A 23666-nucleotide genomic window follows, 5' to 3' on the forward strand; every position below is an offset into this window, starting at 1 on the left:
AAAGTAGTTTTCCGCTTTTAGTATATGCAATTTTTTCATTCATAAAGGTTCTTTTCGTATAGATTGTTGTTATTTAACCCACATCCTGAATGCACTTCGCTTTCCGCGGGGCGAGCCTTGAGCCGCTTCGTCGTTTCACTCCTGCTTTCTTCTCGCCTGTCTCGCTAATCCGTGCTGAGAGTCTAAGTGTATTCAGGCTGCTCCTTAATTCTAAAAGATTTTTGAACATGTTAAAAAAACTTTTAAAAAACAGTCTACATAAAAAAAACCATGCGAAGCAAAATGCTCACATGGGTCATTCTTTAAACAACGAAAGTAAATCTACATTTTTGACTTAGCAACTATTGTACGTCGATGTTCTAGGCGCTTCCGCTTTTCTTTGTCTAGCTCCAGCGCCTATCGACTATCGTACTTCTGAACTTTTCCCTACGATAAGTCAACATCGATTCGCTTTCGCTCATCGTGTTTCCTTTATCTCAGGAAAAGTTCCTCCAGTCCGTACGTCGATGTTCTAGGCGCTTCCGCTTTTCTACTTAACGATAGGAGTTTGATTTTGAATTGGAATTGGAATAGCTTTTATTATTTGTTTGGCCAGTTCGTTTGTTGCTGTATCCTTGGCGTTGACGGGAATTATAATTTTTTCTTCCTTTGTCTTTATAACCGCCATTATTTTTATCATATGGTTTGCGGTCGCGTTTATTAGGCAATGGTTTTTCTTCGGTTAACTTTACAGGTGTTGTATCTGGTTCTTTTGTCAGCATTTTAAGAACTGCTGCTACAATGGTTCTTGCATCTTGGTTTTCCAACAAATTATCAGCACTCTCTTTGTAAGTATCCAAGTTATTTTCATCCACTGTTTGCATAATCTTTTCCATTACCGCTTTTTGTTGACCTTCTAATGCTTGATCAACTGTTGGAGGAATCATTTTCTCCATTTTTCTTTTCGTTGTTTTTTCTACTACTTGAAGATAAGATCTCTCGCGATACGTAATAAAGGTAATGGCTACACCTTCTTTACCAGCTCTTCCTGTACGTCCAATACGGTGAACATAGCTTTCTGGATCTTGGGGAATATCAAAATTATAAACATGGGTAACTCCAGAAATATCTAATCCACGGGCAGCTACATCTGTCGCTACTAATACATCTATTGTTCCTTCCTTAAACTTTCTAAGTACGGACATGCGTTTAGCTTGGCTTAAATCCCCATGAATCCCCTCTGCAGTATATCCACGTAAATTTAATGCTTCTGAAAGCTCGTCAACACGGCGTTTCGTACGGCCGAAAATAATCGCTAACTCAGGAGCCTGTATATCTAAAAGTCTTGTCAAAATATCAAATTTCGTTTTTTCTTGTGTTTCTATATAATATTGATCAATTAATGAAACCGTCATCTCTTTTGCTTTAACCTTTACTACTTGTGGTTCTTTCATAAAACGCTCCGCCATTCTTCTAATAGGAGCTGGCATAGTAGCAGAGAATAAAAGTGTTTGTCTTTCTACTGGTATTTTGGACAAAATAGATTCTATATCATCAATAAAGCCCATATTTAACATTTCATCCGCTTCATCTAAAATTACGGTTTGTACATGATCCAAATGCAGTGTTTTTCTGTTAATATGGTCTAATATACGGCCTGGTGTCCCAACGATAATATGCGGGTTTTTCTTTAATGCGCGTATTTGACGATTAATATCTTGACCACCGAAAATAGAAAGTACTCTAGTTCGTTTTCCAAAACCAATTTTGTATAACTCTTCTGAAACTTGAATTGCAAGCTCACGTGTCGGAGCAATAATGATACCTTGTATTACATCATTTGCCACATCAATTTTATCTACCAGAGGCACACCAAACGCTGCTGTTTTTCCAGTACCTGTTTGTGCTTGACCGATTAAATCTTTATTCTGAAGGCTTAAAGGAATTGTTTCCGCTTGAATGGGTGTTGCTTCTTCAAACCCCATTCTTTTTAATGATTTCATCGTGGCAGCACTAATACCTAATTCTTGAAACTTTACCAAAATATCCAATCTCCTTCTAGTCATTAAAAATATTCACATGATGGTTTTTTCCATCCTACTAACTTTTATATGTACCCCATTTTTCATCAACGAAACATATTAAATGGCGTTTGTTTTTTTATCCACTTTAACCACTATTCCCCACAATTAAATAGAAAAAACTAAACAATTTTACATATTCAGAAAGGAGTAATTTTGAAGGATTCATCCATCCATCCTTTACTTAAACTGGAGAACTGGAGGCTATATGCTTTTTTGTCAAATATAATTTGCATGAGATACCTTAAAATTGAGTTCTTTATGGAGGAAATATTTCAAATGACTTCCATTTTTATTTGAGTTTGCAGCTAACCGTCATACAGTTAGCCAAAGACAAAGAAATTTCTTGCTTAAAATATACCTGACAAAATTTCTCTCTATTTGACAACTTTCCTACAAAAAAACAGCTTCAAACTTATACTTTCACTAGTATAGCCCTACATGAAAGCAATCATTTTCATTCCATTTTGTCTTCATTTATTATAAAAGAGATTCTTTCAACAAACATTAAAAAAAGGAAGATACTTTTTATAAGTATATCCAATGCGAGCTGTTTTTCTTATTATACTTTGGCTACCCTGAAAATAGGTGCTCTCAAACAGTCCGCAGCCTGTATACACTTCGCTTTCCGTGGGGCGAGCGGTGACCTCCTCGGAGCTAGCGCTCCTATGGAGGTCTCACCTGTCTCGCTAATCCCACAGGAGTCTCGCAAATTCCCTTCCCGAAAACAACATGATCGTTTAACAGATCCTATACTTTAAAAATAATCTTATCACTTACATATAAGCTTTGCAATAATATGACATTATTAGAAAAGGAGCAAGATACCCGTCTTTGCCGTACAGTCTGGCCGGTTAAGTACACAAAAAAGAAAATAGACTAAATGCACCATGATCTTATCTCTTCTCCAGCACATCTACTTCGCTTCTGGATGCTTATCCAGATTCATCACTTTATTCTTTCTTACATGTTAAAAAAGCAAGCTGTTAGCTAGCAGCAGTTCTCCTTGCAGCCTGCCTTCCTAAATGATTTGCTCTACTCAAAGTTTATTCCACAAAATTAAATCTGTTTCAATTGAACTCAAATTTATAGATAAATAAACGCTGACTATATATTAAACCAGTATATGTTTCTTTTTGGAGGGAATTCGACTATTTTAAAAAGGAGAGGATTTCCGAAAATAGCCTTTCTTTTTCGCGGCAGTGACAAATTAAATGATCAGATCCTTTGATATATAGAAGCTTTTTTTCTTTTGCACAAATAGCATGATATAAATAATTTGCACTTTTCATCGGAACTAGTCCATCATTTTCCCCTTGTGCAATGAGTGTAGGAACGTCTACTTTGCAAAGCAGGGGACGGATATGATGCACTAATTTTCTAAATTGTATCGTAGCCGTTATAGGAGTAGCTTTTATTTTATTTGTATAACGAGTAAAAAACTCATTTTCTGTTAAACGACCTTTCCAAAGATCATTTACCATACTTTTAATTTCTTTCCACATTTGAGAGGGATTCATATAGTAAGCTGCTGCACTTAATAGAATTAGTTTTTTAACTGGATAATGAATCGCTAAATAACTAGCTATTAAACCTCCCATTGAAAAGCCAATAACATAGACCGTTTCCTCTTTTTCGAGAAGTTGTTTCAATTCATTCTCGGCATGCTCAATCCATTCATGAAAGAGAACCCCTTGCAGTTGAAGCTTCTCCCCATGCCCTGGCAAAACTGGAATTACACATTTCCAATCCGTATTATGTTCAAGGTATGTTGCTAATGGCTTTACTTCCCTTGGCGCTCCAGTAAAACCATGGATGCATAAACAAGCAACCATCGAATAAACCACCTTCTCCTTTACTATTATTCTCCTCATGCATGTAGGAAATATGAAGTATCTTCAAGTAGAGGCTAGTCTACTCTTCTGTTTATTTTACACTATAAGTGTAATATTATCCACAAATTCATGAGGTGTTCTCTATTAATTTAAGGGAAAGTTGATGGTTTACATTATTTAGCTGCTCTGCCATTTGTGCTACTTGATAGGATGCACCCGTTATTTCTTCAAATGTTTTTTGGAATTCGTCCATGATTCCATTGAAGTTTTGAATTTTTTCCGAACTAATTTTCACCCCATCTACCGTGTTATTTAATATAGAAATAATTTTTTCATTAACTGATCGTAATAAACTAGCATCCTCTGCAATGCGCTTATAGCTGGATTGAAACTTTCCAACGGTGCTTTGAACCATATGTATTTGTCTATGGATATTATCTAATGAGCTTTGCGTTTGGGCTGCCAATTTTCTTACCTCTAGAGCAACAACAGAAAATCCCCTGCCATGAACTCCTGCTCTTTGTGCTTCAATCGCCGCATTTAGAGATAAAATATTGGTTTGATGGGATATACTCCTTATCGTTTGCACAATAGCACCTATTTCATTTGAACTTGCCGTTAAAAGCTCGATTAAATCATTGGTTTCTTCAATTAACGTAACAACCTCATCCACTTGTTCTAATGAAGCTGTTACTTCATGCTTTCCAAGTTCCACCATGCTAAGCGTATCCGCTGATATAGAACTAATGCCATTTATTTCGGACAGCATCTGATTAACCAATGTTTCTTTATCAAATATAGAGGATGTCGTTTCCTTGGCTCCGGCTGCAAGTGTTGCAGCTGAATCATCCAATTGCTGCTGCAATAGTTGAATTTCATTTAATTTCATCATGGACGCAGTATAGGATTCTATATAAGTTGAAATCCCTATTTGCATATCAAAAGAGCATAATTTTTGAAAAGAAAGATACAACTTCTTTATGGTATCTACCGGTAGATTCTCATCTAATAAAATTGCAAAAAGCTCATTTTGAATTAATGTATACGCACCAATATACCATTCAGGAAACAACTTAATCTTATTATGAACTTTTCCGATTCGAATACGATTGTCAATATATTCCTCGTCTATTTTTCCTGAAACCATTTCGAATAAATAGTGTGCAAGTGTATTTTTCAAGCGGTCAATGGTCGAATGTTCATTGATTATTTCCATTAAGTGAGGGATTTCTTGCAACTTTCCATAAAACGCTGTAACGATTCTATCCACATTGTTTATTATAATTGGTTGAAGCTCAATCAAATGCTCTATATCACGCTCTGTTAATCCTACAAACTTTGTTTGAACGGATAAATCTTTATTGTTTAGAATGAAAGTTGAATCTAGTCTGTTTTTTTCTTTAAAGTGTGCTTGATGAATAAATTCCTTATTCCCTTTTTTACGATGCAAAAAACCAAATGGACATCCTCCCATATCTAGCCTCCTATATGAATTTATACCTATAATATTTAGTATAAAAGATTTTCTATCGACATTGTTTGATTAATTTTGCCAATTTTCAAAACTTTTTAAGCGGTAAAAAGGACCTCCATTATAAAAGAAGTCCTTTCTGATTATATTCAAAGTATAAAGTAAACTTCCATCAGTGGGGTTTTTCCTCATCCCCCACTGATGGTTAGTTGCACTTATCGGACCTTTACGGGCAAGTTTCAACACCTAGCTTCCTCGATTTCTCGGCATCTTGAGGTAGGGGTCTTACTGCCCGTTAAGAGTGGGATAAAACTGCAAATTTGTCTACCAAAATTATTATGCGAAGAGTTTTTTATTGAAGCGCCTTTACTACCTCTTCCAGTTTCATTCCTCTCGAGGCCTTTACTAAAACAACCGTTTCATCATCCACGATATTTTTTAATGCTTCAATAAGTCCCTTCTTTTCTGAAAAAAAAGCAACTTGCTTTTCTGGAAGCATACTCTTTGCACCTTTTGCAATACATTGACCAAGATTTCCATATGTAAATACATAATTAATTTTATCTTTTGATATACTTTTTCCTATTTCCTCATGATAAACTGCCTCATCTGGCCCAAGTTCCAACATATCACCAAGAACAAGCACTTTATTCTTAAATCCAGGAAGGCTCTCCAATACATTTATTGCTGCCTTCATAGAGGTTGGACTTGCATTATAGGCATCGTTTATAATTTGAACACCGTTTTGCCCTTTTAACATTTCCATTCTCATATTGGTAAGCTTTAATGTTTTCAACCCTTCATTCATGTCTTCATAGGAAATACCAAAATAATCTGCGACTAACATCCCAGCTAATGCGTTCAGTATATTATGATTTCCAAGAATCGGAAGATCAAAAATTGTCTCTTTTCGATTTAGTTGAAAAGAACTGCCATTCTCCTTTTGGTGGATCTTAACTGGAAATAGATCGTTTTTCTCCATCATTCCAAATGTCTTTTTATCCAAATGCTTTAAATTGGTTATTTTTTCTGCAAGCAATGGTTCATCCCCAAAATAAACAATTCTTCCTGCTGGCTTAAGACCATTAATAATTTCTAATTTTGCCTCTGCAATCCCTTCTCGGGAACCTAGGTCAAGCAAATGGGATTCTCCTATATTCGTAATAACTACTACATCTGGCTCAGCAAGTTTTGTTAAAAGATCAATTTCACCTTTCCCGCTCATTCCCATCTCAAGAACGGCAATATCTGTATCTTCTTTTAAATTCAAAACAGTCAAAGGAAGCCCAAGATGATTATTATAGTTCCCTTCCGTTTTTTGAACCTTAAATTTTAATGATAATAGATTTGTCGTAATATCCTTTGTAGATGTCTTTCCATTGCTGCCTGTAATGCCCACTACTTTTACTGCCAACTCATCGCGATAGCTTTTTGCTAACTGCTGGATGCTTTTTAGTGGATCTTCCACATAAAGAAGCGGCAAATGCTTAGGAGGGTTTGGAACATCTTTTTGCCAAAAAGAGGCTGCAGCACCTTTTTTAATGGCATCTTCTACAAATTGATGTCCATCTACTTTTTCTCCTATAAAAGGAACAAATAGATGACCTGCTTTAATTTTTCTGGAATCAATTGTCACGCCATGAACAACAATATCCTCCGCACCCTCTATTGTGTTCTCTATTCCAATCATTTTAGCAATTCTGTTTAACGTACGCTTAATCATCGTAATCCCTCCATTCTTTCTGTATGTAAAATTAAACGGTTAAATACCAATGAAAAGCATGCAAATTTGTATGCATGCTTTCCCTAAGCAAATCATTAAATAGTATACTTTATCGTTTGTTTTTCAGTATGTCTTTCCACTGCAAGCTCTACAAGCTTTTCTATTAAAGAGGAATAGTCTACACCGCTATGCTTCCATAGTAGAGGAAACATGCTGAATGGCGTAAATCCTGGCATTGTATTTACTTCATTAATATACACATTTCCTTCTTTTGTTAAGAAAAAGTCTGCTCGAACCAATCCAGAACAGTCTAATGCTTTAAAAGCTTTGATCGCATGCTCTTTAATGGTACGGTATTCCGCTTCTGTTATATCTGCAGGAATAATTAAAGCAGTATCTCCATCTTCATATTTTGCCTTATAATCATAAAAGTCTTTTTTAGGAACTATTTCACCGGCAACAGAAACCTCAGGATTATCGTTACCAAGCACTCCTACTTCTATTTCCCTTGCTGTGACTCCTTCTTCAATAATAATCTTTCTGTCAAATTGAAAAGCTTCGGCAAACGCAGCGTCCAACTCATCCCGATTTGTACATTTGCTGATTCCAACACTTGATCCTAAATTAGCAGGCTTAACAAAACATGGATAGCCTAGCTCCTGCTCCACTTTGTCATAAGCGGCCTTTTTATCTTTATTCCAATCATTTCTAATAAATGATGTATATTTTACTTGAGCAAGACCAGCAACTTCAAAAATATTCTTCATAATTACTTTATCCATTCCTGCTGATGATGCCAATACACCATTTCCCACATAAGGAAGATTTAATAATTCCAACAGCCCTTGTACTGTCCCATCTTCTCCGTTTGGACCGTGCAATAATGGAAATATTACATCAAAAGAACGATCTTCTGCTGATTGGAATAACCGTGATGAAAGAGCAGTTGATTGGATCTCATCATTTGTTGTAAACTCGAGCTGCTTCACATTTTCTACTGGTCCCGTTAACTGCTCCCCCCTGATCCATTCTCCACCTTCCGATATGTAAATAGGATGAATGTCAAATTTATCAGTATCTAATGCTTTAATAACCGCCATTGCTGTTTGCATGCTAACTTTATGTTCAGCAGATTTTCCGCCATATAATAAACCAAGTTTTTTCTTCATTACATGTACCTCCATTTTATCAATCACACTTGTTTATAATACCACTAGATCGGCTTCTTTAAAAAGAAGAATCCTAAATTAGCTTTTTCTTTTCATCGAATTGTAATAGTTTGCAATGTTCGTTATTAATCTATGAAAATATAGGCAAACTGGTAGCTTATTCACCTCTAAGCATACAAAAAAACAGCAAGAATTGTTGCTGTTGAGGTTAAACAATAAAGTAAACTTCCATCAGTGAGGGTTTTTCCTCATCCCCACTGATGGTTAGCTGCACTTATCGGACCTTTACGGGCAGTTATCCCCCGCCTAGCTTCCTCGATTTCTCGGCATCTTGAGGGTAGGGGTCTTACTGCCCGTTAAGAGTGGGATAAATGAAACAGCTACATGTGATGAACGTAACTAAGTTGTGATACAACTCCAAATGTCCGTCACCCGGCTAGCCAAGAAAAAGGCTGGTATTTACACAATAACAATGTTCTTCAGTCAGACTGATGAAGTTCTAATCTTAATACTACTAATAGCTTAATGCGTGAAAAAAGCCGCCGGTTAATCTCTTTAATTCTTCCTCCTCTGCTTGTTCGTACTCTACAAGAAAACAAGTAGATGGACCAGCAGATTTTTCTATATCTAATGAACAGTCAACCCTTCCGTTTATAGGTTCTCCTAATAAAACAGACAGTTCATATAAAATTCCTTTTGATCCGACAGGCTGAAGATTGAATTTATTCCTTTTCGATAATGTATAAAAAAGCGATAACGGAGCAATCTTTTGTTGTTTTTCCACTACTTCATTCCCAACAAGGGGGGTGCCAATAACCGCTACTTTGCTCTTTTGAAAAGAATAACTGTGTGCAGCATCTCCTTTTCCAAGCACCGTAAGTCCTATAGCAGACTGTTTTAATGAAAAGTTGCTTTCTGTACTTCCGGTAATTTCCAACTCTTTGTTTATATTCAATTCCTGAATGCCTTTATTTATACCAAACAACAGCTTTTGCCACGATTCCTCCCCGCAGAAGTTTTGCAGAATAACTGAAAACGGGCTCCCTCCTGCTGCAACGCATTCCATAACAGCCACACGAAAAGAAAAATAAGCCACTATGTCATATGGCGCTTTTACAACATCCTCCTCTTTCATGCCAATTGCCCCGCTGTTATCTGCCGCAATAATAATTCTTTCTTTCTCATTAAATGGGATGATTTTTACATCTTTCATGGACTGAATTTTTTCCATAATGCTATAGATTGCAATCTTGGCAACAGCAGGTAGGCAGCAGCAGCATTAATGATCGCTCCTATTAATAAGGATGGAATAACCCCTGTATAAAAACCCTTGCCCATAAGAAAAAGAAAAGGAAGCGGCAAAATAATACTGTTAGAGACAATAAACATAATACCAGCGATATATTTCTTTCTGCTTCTATACAATAAAGAAAAGAAATAAACTAAAAAGAACATTTCCAACCCAATGATAAAATGAAAAGGTCCGAGTGGAAAACCGCCCATTAAGGCAGATAATAGATGTCCTAAGCAAGCAACTATCCCGCCGCTGATTCCACCTAATAAAACCCCTGCAATCATACTTGGAAAACTGTCCAATGCTATACTATCAACAACAGCAGGAATCTTTATCATAGCCCCTACTGCAGATAACGCAATAAATAAAGCCAGTATACTAATTTTCTTTCCCTTCATCCGTTTTCCTTCTCCCTCCTCGAAACACTTTTGCACTTCGTATATATTCCACATCCTTTACATTGCTTCGATAATTTATCACTCTTGCCAATGCAAAAAAATAATCCGATAAACGATTTAAATATTGCAAAGGAATGTCAGAAACATGTTCGTCTGCTTTTTTCAGAGAAACGACTAATCGTTCTGCCCTTCTTGTCACCGTTCTTGCAAGATGAATACTGCTTGCAGCAGGTGTTCCTCCAGGAAGAATAAATCTTTCTAACTTTGGTGCTTCTTCGATAAATTGATCAATTCTTTCTTCCAAATATTCCACTGCTTGTGCAGTCAGCTTTAATGGACGATCTTTCAAAACATTCGCTAAGTCGCCGCCGCAGTCAAAAAGCTCATGTTGAATTTTCTCTAAATCAAGGATAATATCAGCAAACACTTCTCCTTCTAATTGCGTGACAGCCTGTCCAACAAAACAATTAGCTTCATCGACGGTTCCATAGCTTTCAACTCGAATATCATCCTTATCTACTCTTCCGCCAATAATACTTGTTTGACCTTTATCGCCTGTTTTTGTATAGATACGCATGCATTTTCCCTGCTTTCTTCATTTTAGTCTTTCATTTATACCATACCAGACAACATCGACCCGTTCAGCCATGTTTACAGCTTCTTGATAAATCCTTCCCGTTGCATCGCGCCATTGTCTGTCTTCTTTTTTTATCGGCACAATTCCTTTGGTAATATCACTGCCAATCACGATCACTTGATGATTTTCCCCACTATTCTCCCAATCCTTCATCTTTTTAAAAAGTGTATGAAAAAAACCGTAAGTTTCTTCTTCATCCAAGGTAGATAATTTATATTGTATCCAATATTCTATTCCTTCCAATACTAGAACAGGCTTATGAATTTCTATCGATTCTTCCATCCTCTCATTATCATAAAACCGAATAATTTGAAGCTCTTCACTATCAAGGGATAGCTCGTATAAATTCAGCGCCCATTTCTTTTTCCCGTTAAAGCTGCCTCCTGTAATAAAGTGCATCTTTCTCTCCTCCTAAAACAGTTGATATCCTCCCACATCAATTCAAATCCGCTTTCGATCGCTACGTTATAGTCAAAAAAACCTTTCTTTTCCTTTGCATAGCGATGCAGCAAATAACGAATTACGCCGCCGTGTGTCACCACTGCCAGTTTTTGTGCCTGGTGACTTGCATCCATTAGCATCTGCCAGCCCTTTTCTACCCGATCAGCAAAGTCCAGAAATGATTCACCATTAGGCGGGGCAATGGTAAACGGATCATCAATCCATTTCCGATACCATGCATTACCTTTCAACTGATGATAGGTTTTTCCTTCCCAATCTCCAAAATTCAATTCTCGAAAGAAGAAGGACTCTGTTTTCTCCTGGAGTGGGAAAAGATAGTCTGCACTTTGTTTTGCCCTTAGTAAATCGCTTGAAAACAACTGTTCATACATATTGGAACAAAATGATTTTTCTTTTAATTGTTTGATCCCTTTTTCACTTAACGGACTATCCAGCCAGCCAATATATGCTTTGTTTTCATTTTCCTTTGTTAAGCCATGACGAAATAATGCAATAACCATATGATTGCCCATAATAGCAGCTCCATCCCTTCTACAGCCGCTCCCAGCAAATCTCCTGTTAATCCGCCAAACCATTTCACTATTTTTTTCGCCAAAAAGAAATAGCCTATTAAGCTGCATATCAGTAAAAGAAATACGTCTAAAAATACTTCATTATAAAAGAAACATACTAGTGCAAGGCAAACCGCAGCATACGTTGCATAAACGAGTGTAATATTTCCGCTGACGGCCTTTTTAAAATAAGATCCAAGCCCTTCCTTTTTCGCCTCTGGAACATGAACTAGGATGGATCCCATCACTATTTTCGAATAGAAGGGAAGAAATAACAGTAAAAAATAGGTTTCTGTACGGATATGCATAACGGTTTCATAAACAAAAAACAGTTTCATGCTCAAAAGAACGATAACCGATAATACACCAAATGCACCAGTTCGTGGGTCTTTCATAATTTCCAAGCGCTTCCCATGATCTTGATAGGAAAAAAAGGCATCGCTCGCATCCATCCACCCATCTAAATGAAGACCGCCTGTAACGATAATCATAAGCAGCCAGAGAAAAAAAGAGACAGCGAGTATAGAAAACGGCGTAAAATGAAGCAAACTATAAACAAAACCGCTATAAAGGATTCCTTGCAGCAATCCTAATATAGGAAAAGTTCGGACGCTGCTGTTAACATACTCTTTCTCCATCGGCAATGTTTTATGGATGGGAACAGAAGTGAAAAATTGTATATTCAAAAGAAAACCAATCCAAGCCTTTTTCATTTGCTCATTCCTTCAAACATAATTTTCTGCAGCTTTTCCCAATTTAAATGACGCTTCATTTTATCTGCTAATAAATCAAAGCGTTTATCCTTCATTTCTTGAATAAATACGGTTTCTTTTAATGGATATCCTTTTTCTTTGCGAAGGCGGTTTAGCCAAATGCTTCTCCATTCATCATTATGAAAAAGGTGGTGCAGATACGTTCCAATTACCTTGCCATTATTACTATAGCAGCCATCTTCTTTTCCATTGGATAAACTTAAAAACGGAACCGTTTTTTCATCTGCTTGTACCATTGTATCGCCTAAATGAATTTCATACCCTTCTACCAGCTCTCCAACTATCCCAGTAGCAGAAAAGTAATTTCCTTTTACTCGAGTTGTCCGTTTCTTCTGATGAAAGAATGTTGAAGCGGGGATAATGTTTAAACCGTCCGCTTTATTGCCTTGAATGCCAGTATCTGCTCCAAACGGATCTAGAAGCTCCCTGCAAAGCATTTGAAATCCTCCGCAAAGCCCCATGATCGTTCCGCCTTCTTGATAAAAGACCTGGATTTTTCTCGCTAATCCTGTTTCTTTTATTTTGGATAAATCATGAATGGTACTTTTGGTGCCAGGGATAATCACCGCATCAGGATGACCAAAATCATCACCTGTTTCTACGAACCGGATACTAACATCCTCTTCAAAATAAAATGGCTCCATGTCACTGTAATTTGAAATAAAAGGAAGCTTCACAACTGCTATATCCAAGCTGTCTTTCACACTGGATGGTCTTTTTTCCTGAAAAGACAAGGAGTCCTCGCCATCAATCATATGATTTTCTATATATGGAAGCACACCTAAAACAGGTAATTTTGTATTTTCTTCTAACCATGTAATTCCGTCGACAAATAAATCAGGGTCACCCCGGAATTTATTAATAATGATTCCTTTTACTCGATTCCGTTCGGATGGAGACAATAAAGCCAGCGTACCGACAATGCTGGCAAACACTCCTCCACGATCGATATCTGCCACTAGCACAACCGGAATATCTGCCATTTCTGCAACCTTCATATTGACTAGCTCTCGTGACTTTAAATTAATTTCAACAGGGCTTCCAGCACCCTCCATGACAATGACGTCGTATTTCTCTGCCAAATAATCCAACGATTTTTGTATAACGGCTAACCCTTTTTCATAAAATTGGCTCCGATAATTTTTCCCTGATACTACTTGCTCCGCTCTGCCAAGCAAAACAATTTCAGCATGCATGTCAGAACGCGGTTTTAATAGTATAGGGTTCATCCAAACAGTTGCATCTACTTTTGCTGCTTCCGCCTGAATTCCTTGTGCTCTGCCAATCTCTTTTCCATCTTTAGTAACATACGAATTATTCGACATATTTTGCGATTTAAAAGGGGCGGTCTTTACACCTTCATTGACTAACATTCTGCACAATCCAGTCGCTATTAAGCTTTTTCCTACATCAGAAGAAGTGCCTAACACCATAATTCCTTTCATATTTGTCCCCCTTTCTTTCTTATCGGAATTCCGCTATCCACCAAATATGCTTCGTTCGCTGTTTGTACAAAGGTTTGATGCAACCTTCCAAGCAGTCTGCTATAAGAGACCAGCAGGGGATATTGAAGTGCTTCATATGTTACTTCATTGCTGACCATAATAAAAATAGAACATGCTTGACTTAAGGATAAAATAGCTTGTTCCATTTTTCTTTGCAATTCCTTCAGCATTTGTTCGTTCCATTCCTGTTGTTCTGTCTGAAAAAGTTCGTTGCTGACCAGTGTTGTTAAACAATCAAATAATAGAATATCTTGTTTACTAAAGTTTGGCAGCAATTCTTGCAACCCCGTTTTCTGCTCCCATGTCTTCCATTGTTGCTTCTGCTCAGCACGGATTTTTTGATGCCGCTCGACCCGTTCTTTCATTTCATTATCCGTTACTACACCTGTTGCTAAATAATGAAGCTGCAAATTGTCTTTTTCTGCATATTCCATCGCCAGCTTTTCAGCAAAGGTTGTTTTTCCGCTCCTTACTCCACCTGTGACAAAAATGAATGTCGATTGTTGACCCATTTTTTTATAACTCCTTGCAAATGCTCATTTTCTTGTTCATTTTTAACAGCAAATCGCAGCCACTTGCCGTTTAAACCAGGATAATTATATGTATGTCTTGCTACAATGCCCTCTGTTAACAAAAACTGAAAAAATGCTTTTTGGTCATCTAATGAAGGATCTTTAACTAAGTAAAAATTAGCATGTGAATCGCTCATCTTAAATGCTAGTTGTTCATAAAAGGTACGAAGTTTGTCTTTTTCTGTTTCTATATACTGCAGCGTATCGGTTATAAAATCCTCATCCTCTATTAAAAGCAAACCAGCATGCAAGGCAATATTATTCACACTCCAATGCGTCTGCTGAAAAGCTAATTTTTTTATCGTCTCTTCATGGGCCATTGTATAGCCCAATCGAATGCCTGGAATGCTGAACATCTTCGTCATGGATCTTAAAATAATCAAATGAGGATAATCCTTTAATGCAGGAACCATGCTCTCATACTCTTTTACAAAATCATAAAATGCTTCGTCTAGGATAAGCAAACAATTGTTTCGTCCACAAGCTTGCAATAAAGAGAGAAGTTCTTTTTTCTTGTAATATACACCTGTTGGATTATTCGGATTGCATAAAAAAACGGCATGAACATTTTTTAATGATCCTTCCAAACTTTCCATTTGCAGCAGCCAGTCTTCATCATTCACCATGTAATAAGATACTTCGCAGTTATTTACTTTACAAACTTGTTCATATTCAGAAAATGTTGGCTGAATAAGCAGCACCCTTTTTCCCGTCAGCATTCTGCCAATTAAAGAAATCAATTCTGCTGCACCATTTCCAAGCAAAAGCTGCTCTTCTTTTATGTTTTCTTTTTCTGCTATTTTTTTAATCAGCATCCTTCCATTTGGATCAGGATAATACTGTATAGTATCGTATAAGCTTGCCCATTTTTGTTTTAACACTTTTGGAGGACCCAGCGGATTAATATTTGCGCTAAAATCGAAAAGAGACTGGGGAGGGCTTATATTCATTTGTTCATATAAATAGTTGGGATTAGCTCCGTGTGAAGGCAAATTCAATCAACAAACCTCCAATCCATAAAGATATAAAAAAGAAAAAAGTTGCTTTGGTTAATAGGCTATTGCTTTTTATGATATGTTCTTTTTCCAGCTCTACTTTGCGCTTGCCCATTTTTGCACGATCAGAAATTTCGCCTTTATAATAATTAATTCCCCCTAATTGTACGCCTAACAAGATGGCAGTTGCTGCTTCTCCCCAGCCGCTGTTTGGAGAAGGATGTTTTTTTGCATCGCGAAACAATGTCTTCCACCCTTCACAGAATGTATAGAAGGGGGAGCGAATAAACAAAAGGAGCAGCCATGCTGTTAGCCGGCTTGGGAGATAATTCACTACATCATCTAATTTTGCTGAGAAATAGCCAAATTGCCCATATTTTTTATTTTTATAGCCTACCATAGAATCACAGGTATTAATGGCACGATAAACGAGGCTGAGAGGAGCTCCGCCAATCAATGCCCAAAACAATGGAGCGGTTACTCCATCACTCGTGTTCTCAGCCACTGTTTCTACTGTACCACGGACGATTTCCTTTTCTGATAAAGTCTCTGTATCTCTTCCAACAATATAAGAAAGCTTTAAACGCGCTTCTGGAATATCATTTTTTGTTAAAGGTTCATATACTTCAAGTGCCGCTTCTTTTAAGCTTTTTTGGGCAATAGTAGTAGCAATTAGAAAGCTTTCCACCAATATTCCGATACTAAAATGAATGTGATAGCTTGCATAGACAATTAGAAATGCTGCCGTATACGTTGCCCCCAATATGAGAAACAGCATATACAAACCTTTTTGTTTTCGGTTATCACCCTTATTCCATTTCTTTTCTAATAAGGAAATCAACTTTCCCATCCATTTTACGGGATGTGGCCAGCTTGGCGGATCTCCAATTATTTTGTCGATGATAATAGCAATGGTGATGCTGATAAGATGATAAATAATCATGATTGCATCCTTCTGTTTCTTTTTTCCAACGCTTCAGTTAAGCATTCAGCTACACCTGCTGCAATTAATTTACCTAATCGTGTAATAGTTCCCGCAAACTCTAATTTAGTCCCTTCTTGAGTCGCCGCTATTAAAATACTATCTGTCGATGTCCCTGTTGCAATAGTGCCAGTATTCGGATCTATAACATGCTGATCGCGAAGCACGCTTGCCTTTGCTTCAGTTGCTGTCATAATGCTTTGTACATACGCTTGTTCCGAAAGCTCACCATTAATAAAAATCCAGATGTTAATCGTTCCTAGCAGAAGATGTGAAGGATGTTCCTTGCTTCTAGCAGCATCGACAGCATTTCCAACACCTGCTGTAACGACGATAAAAACAGAAAAATCACCTTCTTTATATGTATGGTAGGCAGCATCTTCTACGTAGACTGCTGTCATCATGCCAACTGTCTGTCCAGGATTAAAATGGTGTTCAAGCAGATATTGCTTCATTTCTTGCTGGTAGTCATCACACTGATAGCTTTTATCTACATGCCTATTGACAAAACTGTTGTACCAGCCAATACCAGCCCCTGTCACTCCTGATGATATGGTTCTTAATGGCTTAGGTGAGGATAGTACAACAAATTGTGATGAAACACTTAAATACTTTTCATCAATAAGTATCTCGCTGTTAGAAATTTTTTGGGGCAAAAGAACAAGTTGTGGTGCAGCTGTCTGTGGATGCATAGTTTGTTTGACGTTTGTTTTATATACCTTCTTTATTTTCTCTTCTTGTAGAACTTCTGAGGGAAGAGAATCTGCCACCATTTCTCCCTCATGAAGCAGTAAAAGTCGATCACAATATAAACCAGCCAAATTTAAATCATGAAATATGCTGATAATGGTTAAACCCTTTTCTTGACTCCACTGCTTTAAGTTATCCAACAACTCTTTTTGATAGGATAAATCGAGATGATTTGTCGGTTCATCTAAAAGTAATATTTCAGGTTCCTGCGCCAGCGCTTGAGCCAAATAAACTCTTTGTCTTTCTCCTCCAGATAATTCTTGAATCGATGCATTCTGGAAATGAGCAATTCCTGTGATCTCCATTGCTTCTTGCACGATGCCTTCATCTTCCTTGCTCCATGAATGCAGCCATGTCCGTTGATGAGCGTATCTCCCAAGCGCTACTATTTCTTTCACTTGGTAAGAAAAAGACTCTTTTGCATGTTGAGATAAAACAGCAACTATTTTCGCTAACTCTTTTGCTGTATAATCTGTAATCTTCTTCTCTTTTATAAAAATTTCGCCTTCTTCACTCTTTAGAATTCCGCTGATCAGTTTTAGAAGCGTCGTTTTGCCACTGCCATTTGGTCCTAATATGCCTAGAAGCTCTCCTTTGTTTACAGAAAATGACAGATCAGAAAGAATGGTTCGGCCAGTATATTGAAAATAGAGATTATTTACTTTAAGCATTCTTTTTGTTCCTCCCATTTCTACGATTTATTAAGATTAAGGCAAAAATAGGCGCTCCAATTAATGCTGTTATAACACCAATGGGCAGCTCCGTTGGAGAGATGATTGTTCTTGCAGCTAAATCTGTCAAAATAAGAAATCCGCTTCCGATTATCATGGATAATCCAAGCAAATGCTTATGATCAGGTCCAACTAAAATTCTGACTAAATGCGGAATGACTAAACCGACAAAGCCTATTGTTCCAGAAACAGCCACAGCTGCACCTGTTAAAATCGAGCCAGCAAGCAAAATGAGAATTTTCCTTGTTTGAACATTTACTCCTAAATGCTGCGCCCTTTCTTCTCCGAATGCCAGTGCATTTAATTCCTTCCCCTGTATAAGCAGCAGGCCTGTACCAATAATAAAAAACGGAAGGATGATCTTTATATAAACCCATCCTCTCATGGAAACACTGCCGAGAAGCCAGCCAATAATCTGTCTTAACTCATCTCCTGTTAAAGCAATCATTAAGGAGATAAAAGCACTTAAAAAAGAACTAAAAATTATTCCTGTTAATATAATCGTTTCTACTCGCATCGTCGGATCCATTTTTTTAGCAAATATCAATACGAAAAAAATGGTGATAAAGGAGAATAGTATACTTAATAAAGGAAGGGTAAAGTTTCCAATAAACGGGATGGTGACATGAAAAAACAAGGTAATTACAGCACCAACAGATGCTCCTGAAGAAACACCAAGTGTATATGGATCAGCAAGTGGATTTCTCAACAGCCCTTGAAATGCAGCACCTGCGATGGATAAACTCGCACCAACCAGTCCTGCCAAAATCACTCTAGGCAATCGGATATTTTGTACAATATTAACGTACATAGGATCAACATGAGTCAATAAATCCCCTGGAATAATGGGATTAATAATTATTTTTATTACATCTTCTACAGGAATGGACACTGTTCCAATTGAAATAGCAATAATCATGGCAAAAAGGAGAAAAAAAGCGGCATATAAATAAGCCGCTCCCTTTTTATTTAAATACATCTGGATATACTGCTTTCGCAATTTCCTCTACCCCTTTAACTAAACGAGGACCAGAACGAGTAACTGTATCAGAGTCTACATCCACTACTGCTTTGTTCTTAACAGCAGTGATATCCTGCCATCCTTTACGTTTAGCAATTGTATCTACTGGTTTTTCCTTCGCATAACTTCCATAAGTAGTAATAATCACATTAGGATTTGCTTTAATAATCGCTTCTTGATCTACTTGAATCCAGCCTTCTTGTGTTACAACATTCGTAGCATTAATGGTATCAAGCATCTCCTGCATAAAAGTATTTTTTCCTGTTGAATAAATGCTTGGTTCTCCGCTAATTTCAATATATACTGATTTTTTATCGCTATCAGAAATTTTTGCTGCTTTTTCTTTTATAGCAGCTATTTTGTTTTTCATGTCAGTTATAACTTTTGAAGCTTCTTTTGTTTCTCCAGTAGCTTTACCAATCATTTCAATACTATCATAGACACTAGCAAAATTTGTTGCATCATTTACAACTATTACATCAATGCCAGAATCACGCAGCTGTTGTAATCCTTCTTTTGAATTATGCGCACTAGATGCATGTGCTAATACAACATCTGGTTTTAAGGAAATAATTTTTTCGACATTAAACTCCATGCCGCCTACTTTTTCAACGTTTGCTGTTTCTGCTGGATAATTATCATAGTCAGAAACTCCTACCATTTCTTTTCCTAAACCTAAAGCAAAAGCAATCTCTGTGTTGCTTGGAATTAAAGAAACAATTTTTTCAGGCTTTTTTTCTACTACTACTTCTTCTCCAGCCGCATCTTTAATGGTAACTGGAAAAGATACTTCTTCTGTTTTCTTTTCATTGCTATCTGCATTATCTTTCTTTTGTGTTTCTCCACAGCCAGCAAGCACGCCAACAGCTAAAAGAAGTGCAAATAATAAAGTATAAAGCTTTTTCATTCTTGTTCCGCCCTTTTCAAAATATAATTGAAAAATAAAAAACACCTCTACAAACAAATAGAGATGTTGGGATGACTTTAAATTCATTCAAAGCTCGCTCCACACCGCCCTATCCTCGTAGGTTTTTATTCGGGTGTATAGAAAATGGCAGGTCTCCTGACTTATGATTTCTGCTCCCTGAACCTTCCCATACTAAAATGTACAGTGGTTATCATCAGTTCACAATCATTTACAGTGGCGGGACCGTGTTGGACTTTCACCAACTTCCCTTTTAAGCTTCTCGAAGAAGAATGTATTTTCAGGCTGTCTATTACATTTAACTAAAATACTCATTACTCATTAACGGAGAGGTTAATAGCTGAAAACATCTGCTGGTATATGAAGTCTACATCCTGAAATCGAAACATCTTCTTAGAAAAACACCAAATTCTATCTATTTCATTTTTCATCAAATAGATTATACACTATAAAGCTCGAAATTTGACTATTTAGACTAAATGTTTTTTGCAGTAACAGGAATTGCCTTATTTAAAGCAATCCCTGTTGTTGAAAGTTTACAATTGTACCCAATCAGCATTACGCCTGCCTTTTCCGCTTCTACTAAAGCCTCTGCAAACCTTCTGTCAATATGTGGTGCAGTTGTTATCCTTTTTATACCCTCACGCTGCGCAATAAATAGAATGGCTGTATGCATATTTTCCTCTTGGGCAATTTTGGTTATTTCTTTTACATGTTTTGTCCCTCTTGCAGTAACTGCATCTGGAAACATACCAATATGATTATCTGCCAATGTCACACTTTTAACTTCTAGAAGCAAAGGTGTTCCATTTTCATGCTCCAATAAAAAATCCCAGCGAGAACTTCCATAAGCATATTCCGATTTGATCCATTTATAACCTTGCAGCTCTGGGATAATAGATTCCTTTACCATTTTATCTACAAGCATATTTGGATATGTTGTATTGATAGAAACGAATCCTCCTTCATTTGCCTCCACCAGCACTGCAGTCCACTTTGTTTTACGATTTGGATTTGTGCTTGGCAGTACATAAACACCAACGCCTTCGATCAATAACTCCTTTAATCTCCCAGGATCGGCTAAATGCACTATTTCCTCAGAATCTGTAGCTTCTAAATAACAATGCAAAATAAACCGATTCGGCCTGCTAATATATTTCATCCTCTTTAAAGCGTTGGGAAACACTACAGAAACATTTTTTTCCATTTTAATTTCACCTTATTATAAAATATTGACTTGCCATTCTTTTGTTTTCTTATCAAATATAAGCTTCGCATCACTTGTTTGTCTGCTCTTTTTTTCGTATTCTTCATACATGCTGTCCATGTTGGAAAAATCTCCAATTACCCAAATTGGAATTTCAAGCCGAAAGCGATTTTGAACGGTTTTCTGTATAGAAAGAACCATCCCTTCCTTCATATAGTCCTTCAATACGGCCATAATCTGATTCGTTATTGGCGGATACGTCCTTTTTTTCTTTAGTCCCAATAACGCTTTCTCCAATTTCAATTGAGACAGCTTGCTTGCGATCACTTCGCAAACTAAATGATAAAACTTATCCAAATTTTTATAATAGGTTTTATTAAACCAGCCATCATCATGAGCCAAATAAACAAACTGATTGTCTAACTGCTGGTAAAATGGTGCTTTTAAATGATCTTTTATATGGCCAAGATAGAGAAGCTCCGCAATTGTCTGCCCTTCTAAAATATCCAACGCTTCCGTTTCTTCAAAATCTATCCATGCAAAATCACCATAACCGTATACATCCTCTTTTACCAGCTTTGCAAGTTTAGGCTTTGGCACATATTCAAGCATCGTATGAGAGTGAAATTCTCCCTCTTCAAACTTATGCTTTAATAATAATATCGAAGGAATCGATTCCCCTAAAATTTGAAAAAACTCACTAAATTCAATGCCATAAGAAAGAACAAACCGTTCCTTTTCATGTAAATGAATATAGATAACATCTCGAATACCATGATTGCTTTTTTTCATAAAGTACCCCCCAACCCTTATAGCAAAAAAAGATTAATAAAATCTCTCTTCTCTCCTGCCTTAAAAGGCTTAATTTTTAGACTTATTCGTATCAATCAAAAGATTTTACACGCTTTTTAGCATCACTAAAAAGGAGACGATGCTTCAAAAAACAGGAGGATCAAGGGAGCTTGCCCTGGTTATTTTTTGAAGTATCATCTAAACAAGCAAAAAATGAAAAGAAAGACATTTTTCATTCACTTTAGTTTATCAAAAAGAAGGGAAAATATCTTATTAAAAGTTTGTTTCAAAAAAATATTAATTGGGTGACAAGAACAAAAAAGTAAACTTCCATCAGTAGGGGTTTTTCCTCATCCCCCACTGATGGAAGTTTCACTTTATCTACTCATTTATCTTACACAGTTTTGTTCTTTTTTATTTGCAGCTAGGTATTTCGTGGATTTTTATTAAATATTTGTTCGTTTTAACAATCTTTTAATGCTTATATTCGATTCTTTTAATACAAGTTCTTTATCTACCGTTTTCATAATTTTATTTTCCATCAAAATTTTCCCATCAATAATGGTTGTTTCCACATCGGCACGAGTTGCTGAGTAGACAATTCTTGAAATAGGGTCTACATCGTACGAAGGGAAGGTATGAAAGCTATTAAGATTTAATATAGCTAAATCTGCTTTTTTGCCTACTTCAATACTGCCTATTTCCTTTTCCATGCCAACTGCTTTCGCCCCGCCTATAGTTGCCATCCGGAATACTGTTCTTGCATCCATGGCAGTTGGTCCATGAATCGGTTTTTGAATAAGTGCAGCCAATCTCATTTCATTAAACATATCTAAATTATTATTGCATGGCGCACCGTCCGCTCCTAGGCTAACAGAAGCATGATCGCAAAGTAAATAATGCGTTTCTGCAATACCGGAAGCTAGCTTTAAATTAGATCCAGGACAATGGCTGACATGAACGCCTTTTTCCTTTATTATTCTTTTTTCTTCTTCATCCAGCCAAATGCAATGAGCCAAAATTAATCGATCGTTTGCTAAACCTAAATGATTCAAATAAACCACATTTCGCATGCCCGTTTCTTCTTCAACAATTTGGATTTCTCCCAAATTTTCAGAAGCATGTGTGTGCACTCTTACATTGTAGTGATCTGAAAGGGTTTTAACCTCTCTTAATAATGTTTCTGTACATGAAACCACAAATCTTGGCGAAAAGGCATACTGTATTCTTCCATTATCATACTGATGCCATTTTTCTAACAAATCCACACTTTGCTGAATGGATTCTGCTGTTTTTTCCTGAAGAGGCAATGGGACTTGGTCTCCTTTATCCATCATTACTTTTCCAGAAACGGCACGAATCCCAGTTTCCGCAATTGCTCGAAAAGCCTGCTCTGTATGATGAACTGTTTCCATATCCACGATTGTTGTCGTACCGCTTTCCAGAAGCTCTCCTATTCCCAACATCGCAGAATAATAAATGGACTCTTCATCATGTGCAGCCTCTAATGGCCAAATTCTTTTGCGCAGCCAATCCATTAGCTCTAAATCATCTGCCTTTCCACGAAACAAAGTTTGACACAAATGAATATGCGTTTGAATAAAACCAGGAATAACAGTTCTGTTAGCTGCATCAATGATTTTTTCCGCATTTGCTTCGTTAAGACCCTGCCCAATTTCTTTAATGATATTATTTTCAATAAGTATATCGCCTATTATTATCTCCTCTGATTTATTCATTGTGACAATTTGTGCATTTTTTATTAAAATAGTTGACATCCTAATTCATCCCCTTAGTCGTTTTATCGTTACCA

General features: G+C 36.8%; 21 protein-coding genes and 1 riboswitch. All 21 genes read right to left on the reverse strand.

Annotated features, from left to right (window positions below; translation table 11 throughout):
- Positions 1-533: 533 nt before the first annotated feature.
- A complete protein-coding gene (locus ACTYBU_RS13695; RefSeq protein WP_445490576.1) occupies positions 534-2021 on the reverse strand; it encodes a DEAD/DEAH box helicase in 1488 nt (495 codons plus the stop codon).
- 1190 nt (positions 2022-3211) lie between these two features.
- Positions 3212-3895 carry an alpha/beta hydrolase gene (locus tag ACTYBU_RS13700; RefSeq protein ID WP_445490577.1) on the reverse strand — a complete coding sequence of 228 codons (684 nt, stop codon included), beginning with the start codon at positions 3893-3895 and terminating at the stop codon, positions 3212-3214.
- Positions 3896-4022: 127 nt separating this feature from the next.
- Positions 4023-5369 carry a protoglobin domain-containing protein gene (locus ACTYBU_RS13705; protein WP_445490578.1) on the reverse strand — a complete coding sequence of 449 codons (1347 nt, stop codon included), beginning with the start codon at positions 5367-5369 and terminating at the stop codon, positions 4023-4025.
- A gap of 349 nt (positions 5370-5718) precedes the next feature.
- Positions 5719-7089 carry a UDP-N-acetylmuramoyl-tripeptide--D-alanyl-D-alanine ligase gene (locus ACTYBU_RS13710; RefSeq protein WP_445490579.1) on the reverse strand — a complete coding sequence of 457 codons (1371 nt, stop codon included), beginning with the start codon at positions 7087-7089 and terminating at the stop codon, positions 5719-5721.
- A 95-nt stretch (positions 7090-7184) separates the two neighbouring features.
- A complete protein-coding gene (locus ACTYBU_RS13715) occupies positions 7185-8258 on the reverse strand; it encodes a D-alanine--D-alanine ligase (RefSeq protein WP_445490581.1) in 1074 nt (357 codons plus the stop codon).
- 514 nt (positions 8259-8772) lie between these two features.
- Entirely contained in the window at positions 8773-9489 is a 717-nt protein-coding gene (locus ACTYBU_RS13720; protein ID WP_445490582.1) for an ATP-binding protein, read from the reverse strand.
- A complete protein-coding gene (locus tag ACTYBU_RS13725) occupies positions 9468-9950 on the reverse strand; it encodes an ECF transporter S component (protein ID WP_445490583.1) in 483 nt (160 codons plus the stop codon). Before ACTYBU_RS13725 ends, ACTYBU_RS13720 begins: the two co-directional genes overlap by 22 nt.
- Entirely contained in the window at positions 9931-10527 is a 597-nt protein-coding gene (locus ACTYBU_RS13730; protein WP_445490585.1) for a cob(I)yrinic acid a,c-diamide adenosyltransferase, read from the reverse strand. The genes ACTYBU_RS13725 and ACTYBU_RS13730 overlap by 20 nt, the downstream gene beginning before the upstream one ends.
- 18 nt (positions 10528-10545) lie before the next feature.
- Entirely contained in the window at positions 10546-10986 is a 441-nt protein-coding gene (locus tag ACTYBU_RS13735; protein ID WP_445490587.1) for a bifunctional adenosylcobinamide kinase/adenosylcobinamide-phosphate guanylyltransferase, read from the reverse strand.
- Positions 10935-11561 carry a histidine phosphatase family protein gene (locus tag ACTYBU_RS13740; protein WP_445490589.1) on the reverse strand — a complete coding sequence of 209 codons (627 nt, stop codon included), beginning with the start codon at positions 11559-11561 and terminating at the stop codon, positions 10935-10937. The genes ACTYBU_RS13735 and ACTYBU_RS13740 overlap by 52 nt, the downstream gene beginning before the upstream one ends.
- On the reverse strand, positions 11519-12313 hold the full coding sequence (cobS, locus tag ACTYBU_RS13745) for an adenosylcobinamide-GDP ribazoletransferase (protein WP_445490591.1): 795 nt from the start codon (positions 12311-12313) through the stop codon (positions 11519-11521). The genes ACTYBU_RS13740 and cobS overlap by 43 nt, the downstream gene beginning before the upstream one ends.
- Positions 12310-13818, reverse strand: coding sequence for a cobyric acid synthase (locus tag ACTYBU_RS13750; RefSeq protein WP_445490593.1), 1509 nt, complete (start codon positions 13816-13818; stop codon positions 12310-12312). The genes cobS and ACTYBU_RS13750 overlap by 4 nt, the downstream gene beginning before the upstream one ends.
- Positions 13815-14390: a bifunctional adenosylcobinamide kinase/adenosylcobinamide-phosphate guanylyltransferase gene (locus ACTYBU_RS13755; protein WP_445490595.1), complete on the reverse strand. Its 576-nt coding sequence runs from the start codon at positions 14388-14390 to the stop codon at positions 13815-13817. Before ACTYBU_RS13755 ends, ACTYBU_RS13750 begins: the two co-directional genes overlap by 4 nt.
- Positions 14348-15448, reverse strand: a complete 1101-nt coding sequence (gene cobD, locus ACTYBU_RS13760) for a threonine-phosphate decarboxylase CobD (protein WP_445490597.1) — start codon at positions 15446-15448, stop codon at positions 14348-14350. The genes ACTYBU_RS13755 and cobD overlap by 43 nt, the downstream gene beginning before the upstream one ends.
- On the reverse strand, positions 15423-16388 hold the full coding sequence (gene cbiB, locus ACTYBU_RS13765) for an adenosylcobinamide-phosphate synthase CbiB (protein WP_445490599.1): 966 nt from the start codon (positions 16386-16388) through the stop codon (positions 15423-15425). Before cbiB ends, cobD begins: the two co-directional genes overlap by 26 nt.
- Positions 16385-17848: a heme ABC transporter ATP-binding protein gene (locus ACTYBU_RS13770; RefSeq protein ID WP_445490601.1), complete on the reverse strand. Its 1464-nt coding sequence runs from the start codon at positions 17846-17848 to the stop codon at positions 16385-16387. The genes cbiB and ACTYBU_RS13770 overlap by 4 nt, the downstream gene beginning before the upstream one ends.
- Complete coding sequence (locus ACTYBU_RS13775; protein WP_445490603.1) at positions 17841-18887, reverse strand: FecCD family ABC transporter permease; 1047 nt, start codon at positions 18885-18887, stop codon at positions 17841-17843. The genes ACTYBU_RS13770 and ACTYBU_RS13775 overlap by 8 nt, the downstream gene beginning before the upstream one ends.
- A complete protein-coding gene (locus ACTYBU_RS13780) occupies positions 18874-19836 on the reverse strand; it encodes an ABC transporter substrate-binding protein (protein ID WP_445490866.1) in 963 nt (320 codons plus the stop codon). Before ACTYBU_RS13780 ends, ACTYBU_RS13775 begins: the two co-directional genes overlap by 14 nt.
- Positions 19837-19965: 129 nt before the next feature.
- Positions 19966-20147: riboswitch (cobalamin riboswitch) on the reverse strand.
- Between the two features lie 182 nt (positions 20148-20329).
- On the reverse strand, positions 20330-21061 hold the full coding sequence (gene sfsA / locus ACTYBU_RS13785) for a DNA/RNA nuclease SfsA (RefSeq protein WP_445490605.1): 732 nt from the start codon (positions 21059-21061) through the stop codon (positions 20330-20332).
- Positions 21062-21076: 15 nt separating this feature from the next.
- Positions 21077-21853 (reverse strand): hypothetical protein, encoded by a 777-nt coding sequence (locus ACTYBU_RS13790; RefSeq protein ID WP_445490607.1) that lies wholly within the window; start codon positions 21851-21853, stop codon positions 21077-21079.
- A gap of 446 nt (positions 21854-22299) precedes the next feature.
- Positions 22300-23631, reverse strand: a complete 1332-nt coding sequence (locus ACTYBU_RS13795; RefSeq protein WP_445490609.1) for a 5'-deoxyadenosine deaminase — start codon at positions 23629-23631, stop codon at positions 22300-22302.
- Positions 23632-23666 lie beyond the last annotated feature (35 nt).

This window comes from Niallia sp. 03133, assembly GCF_052663225.1.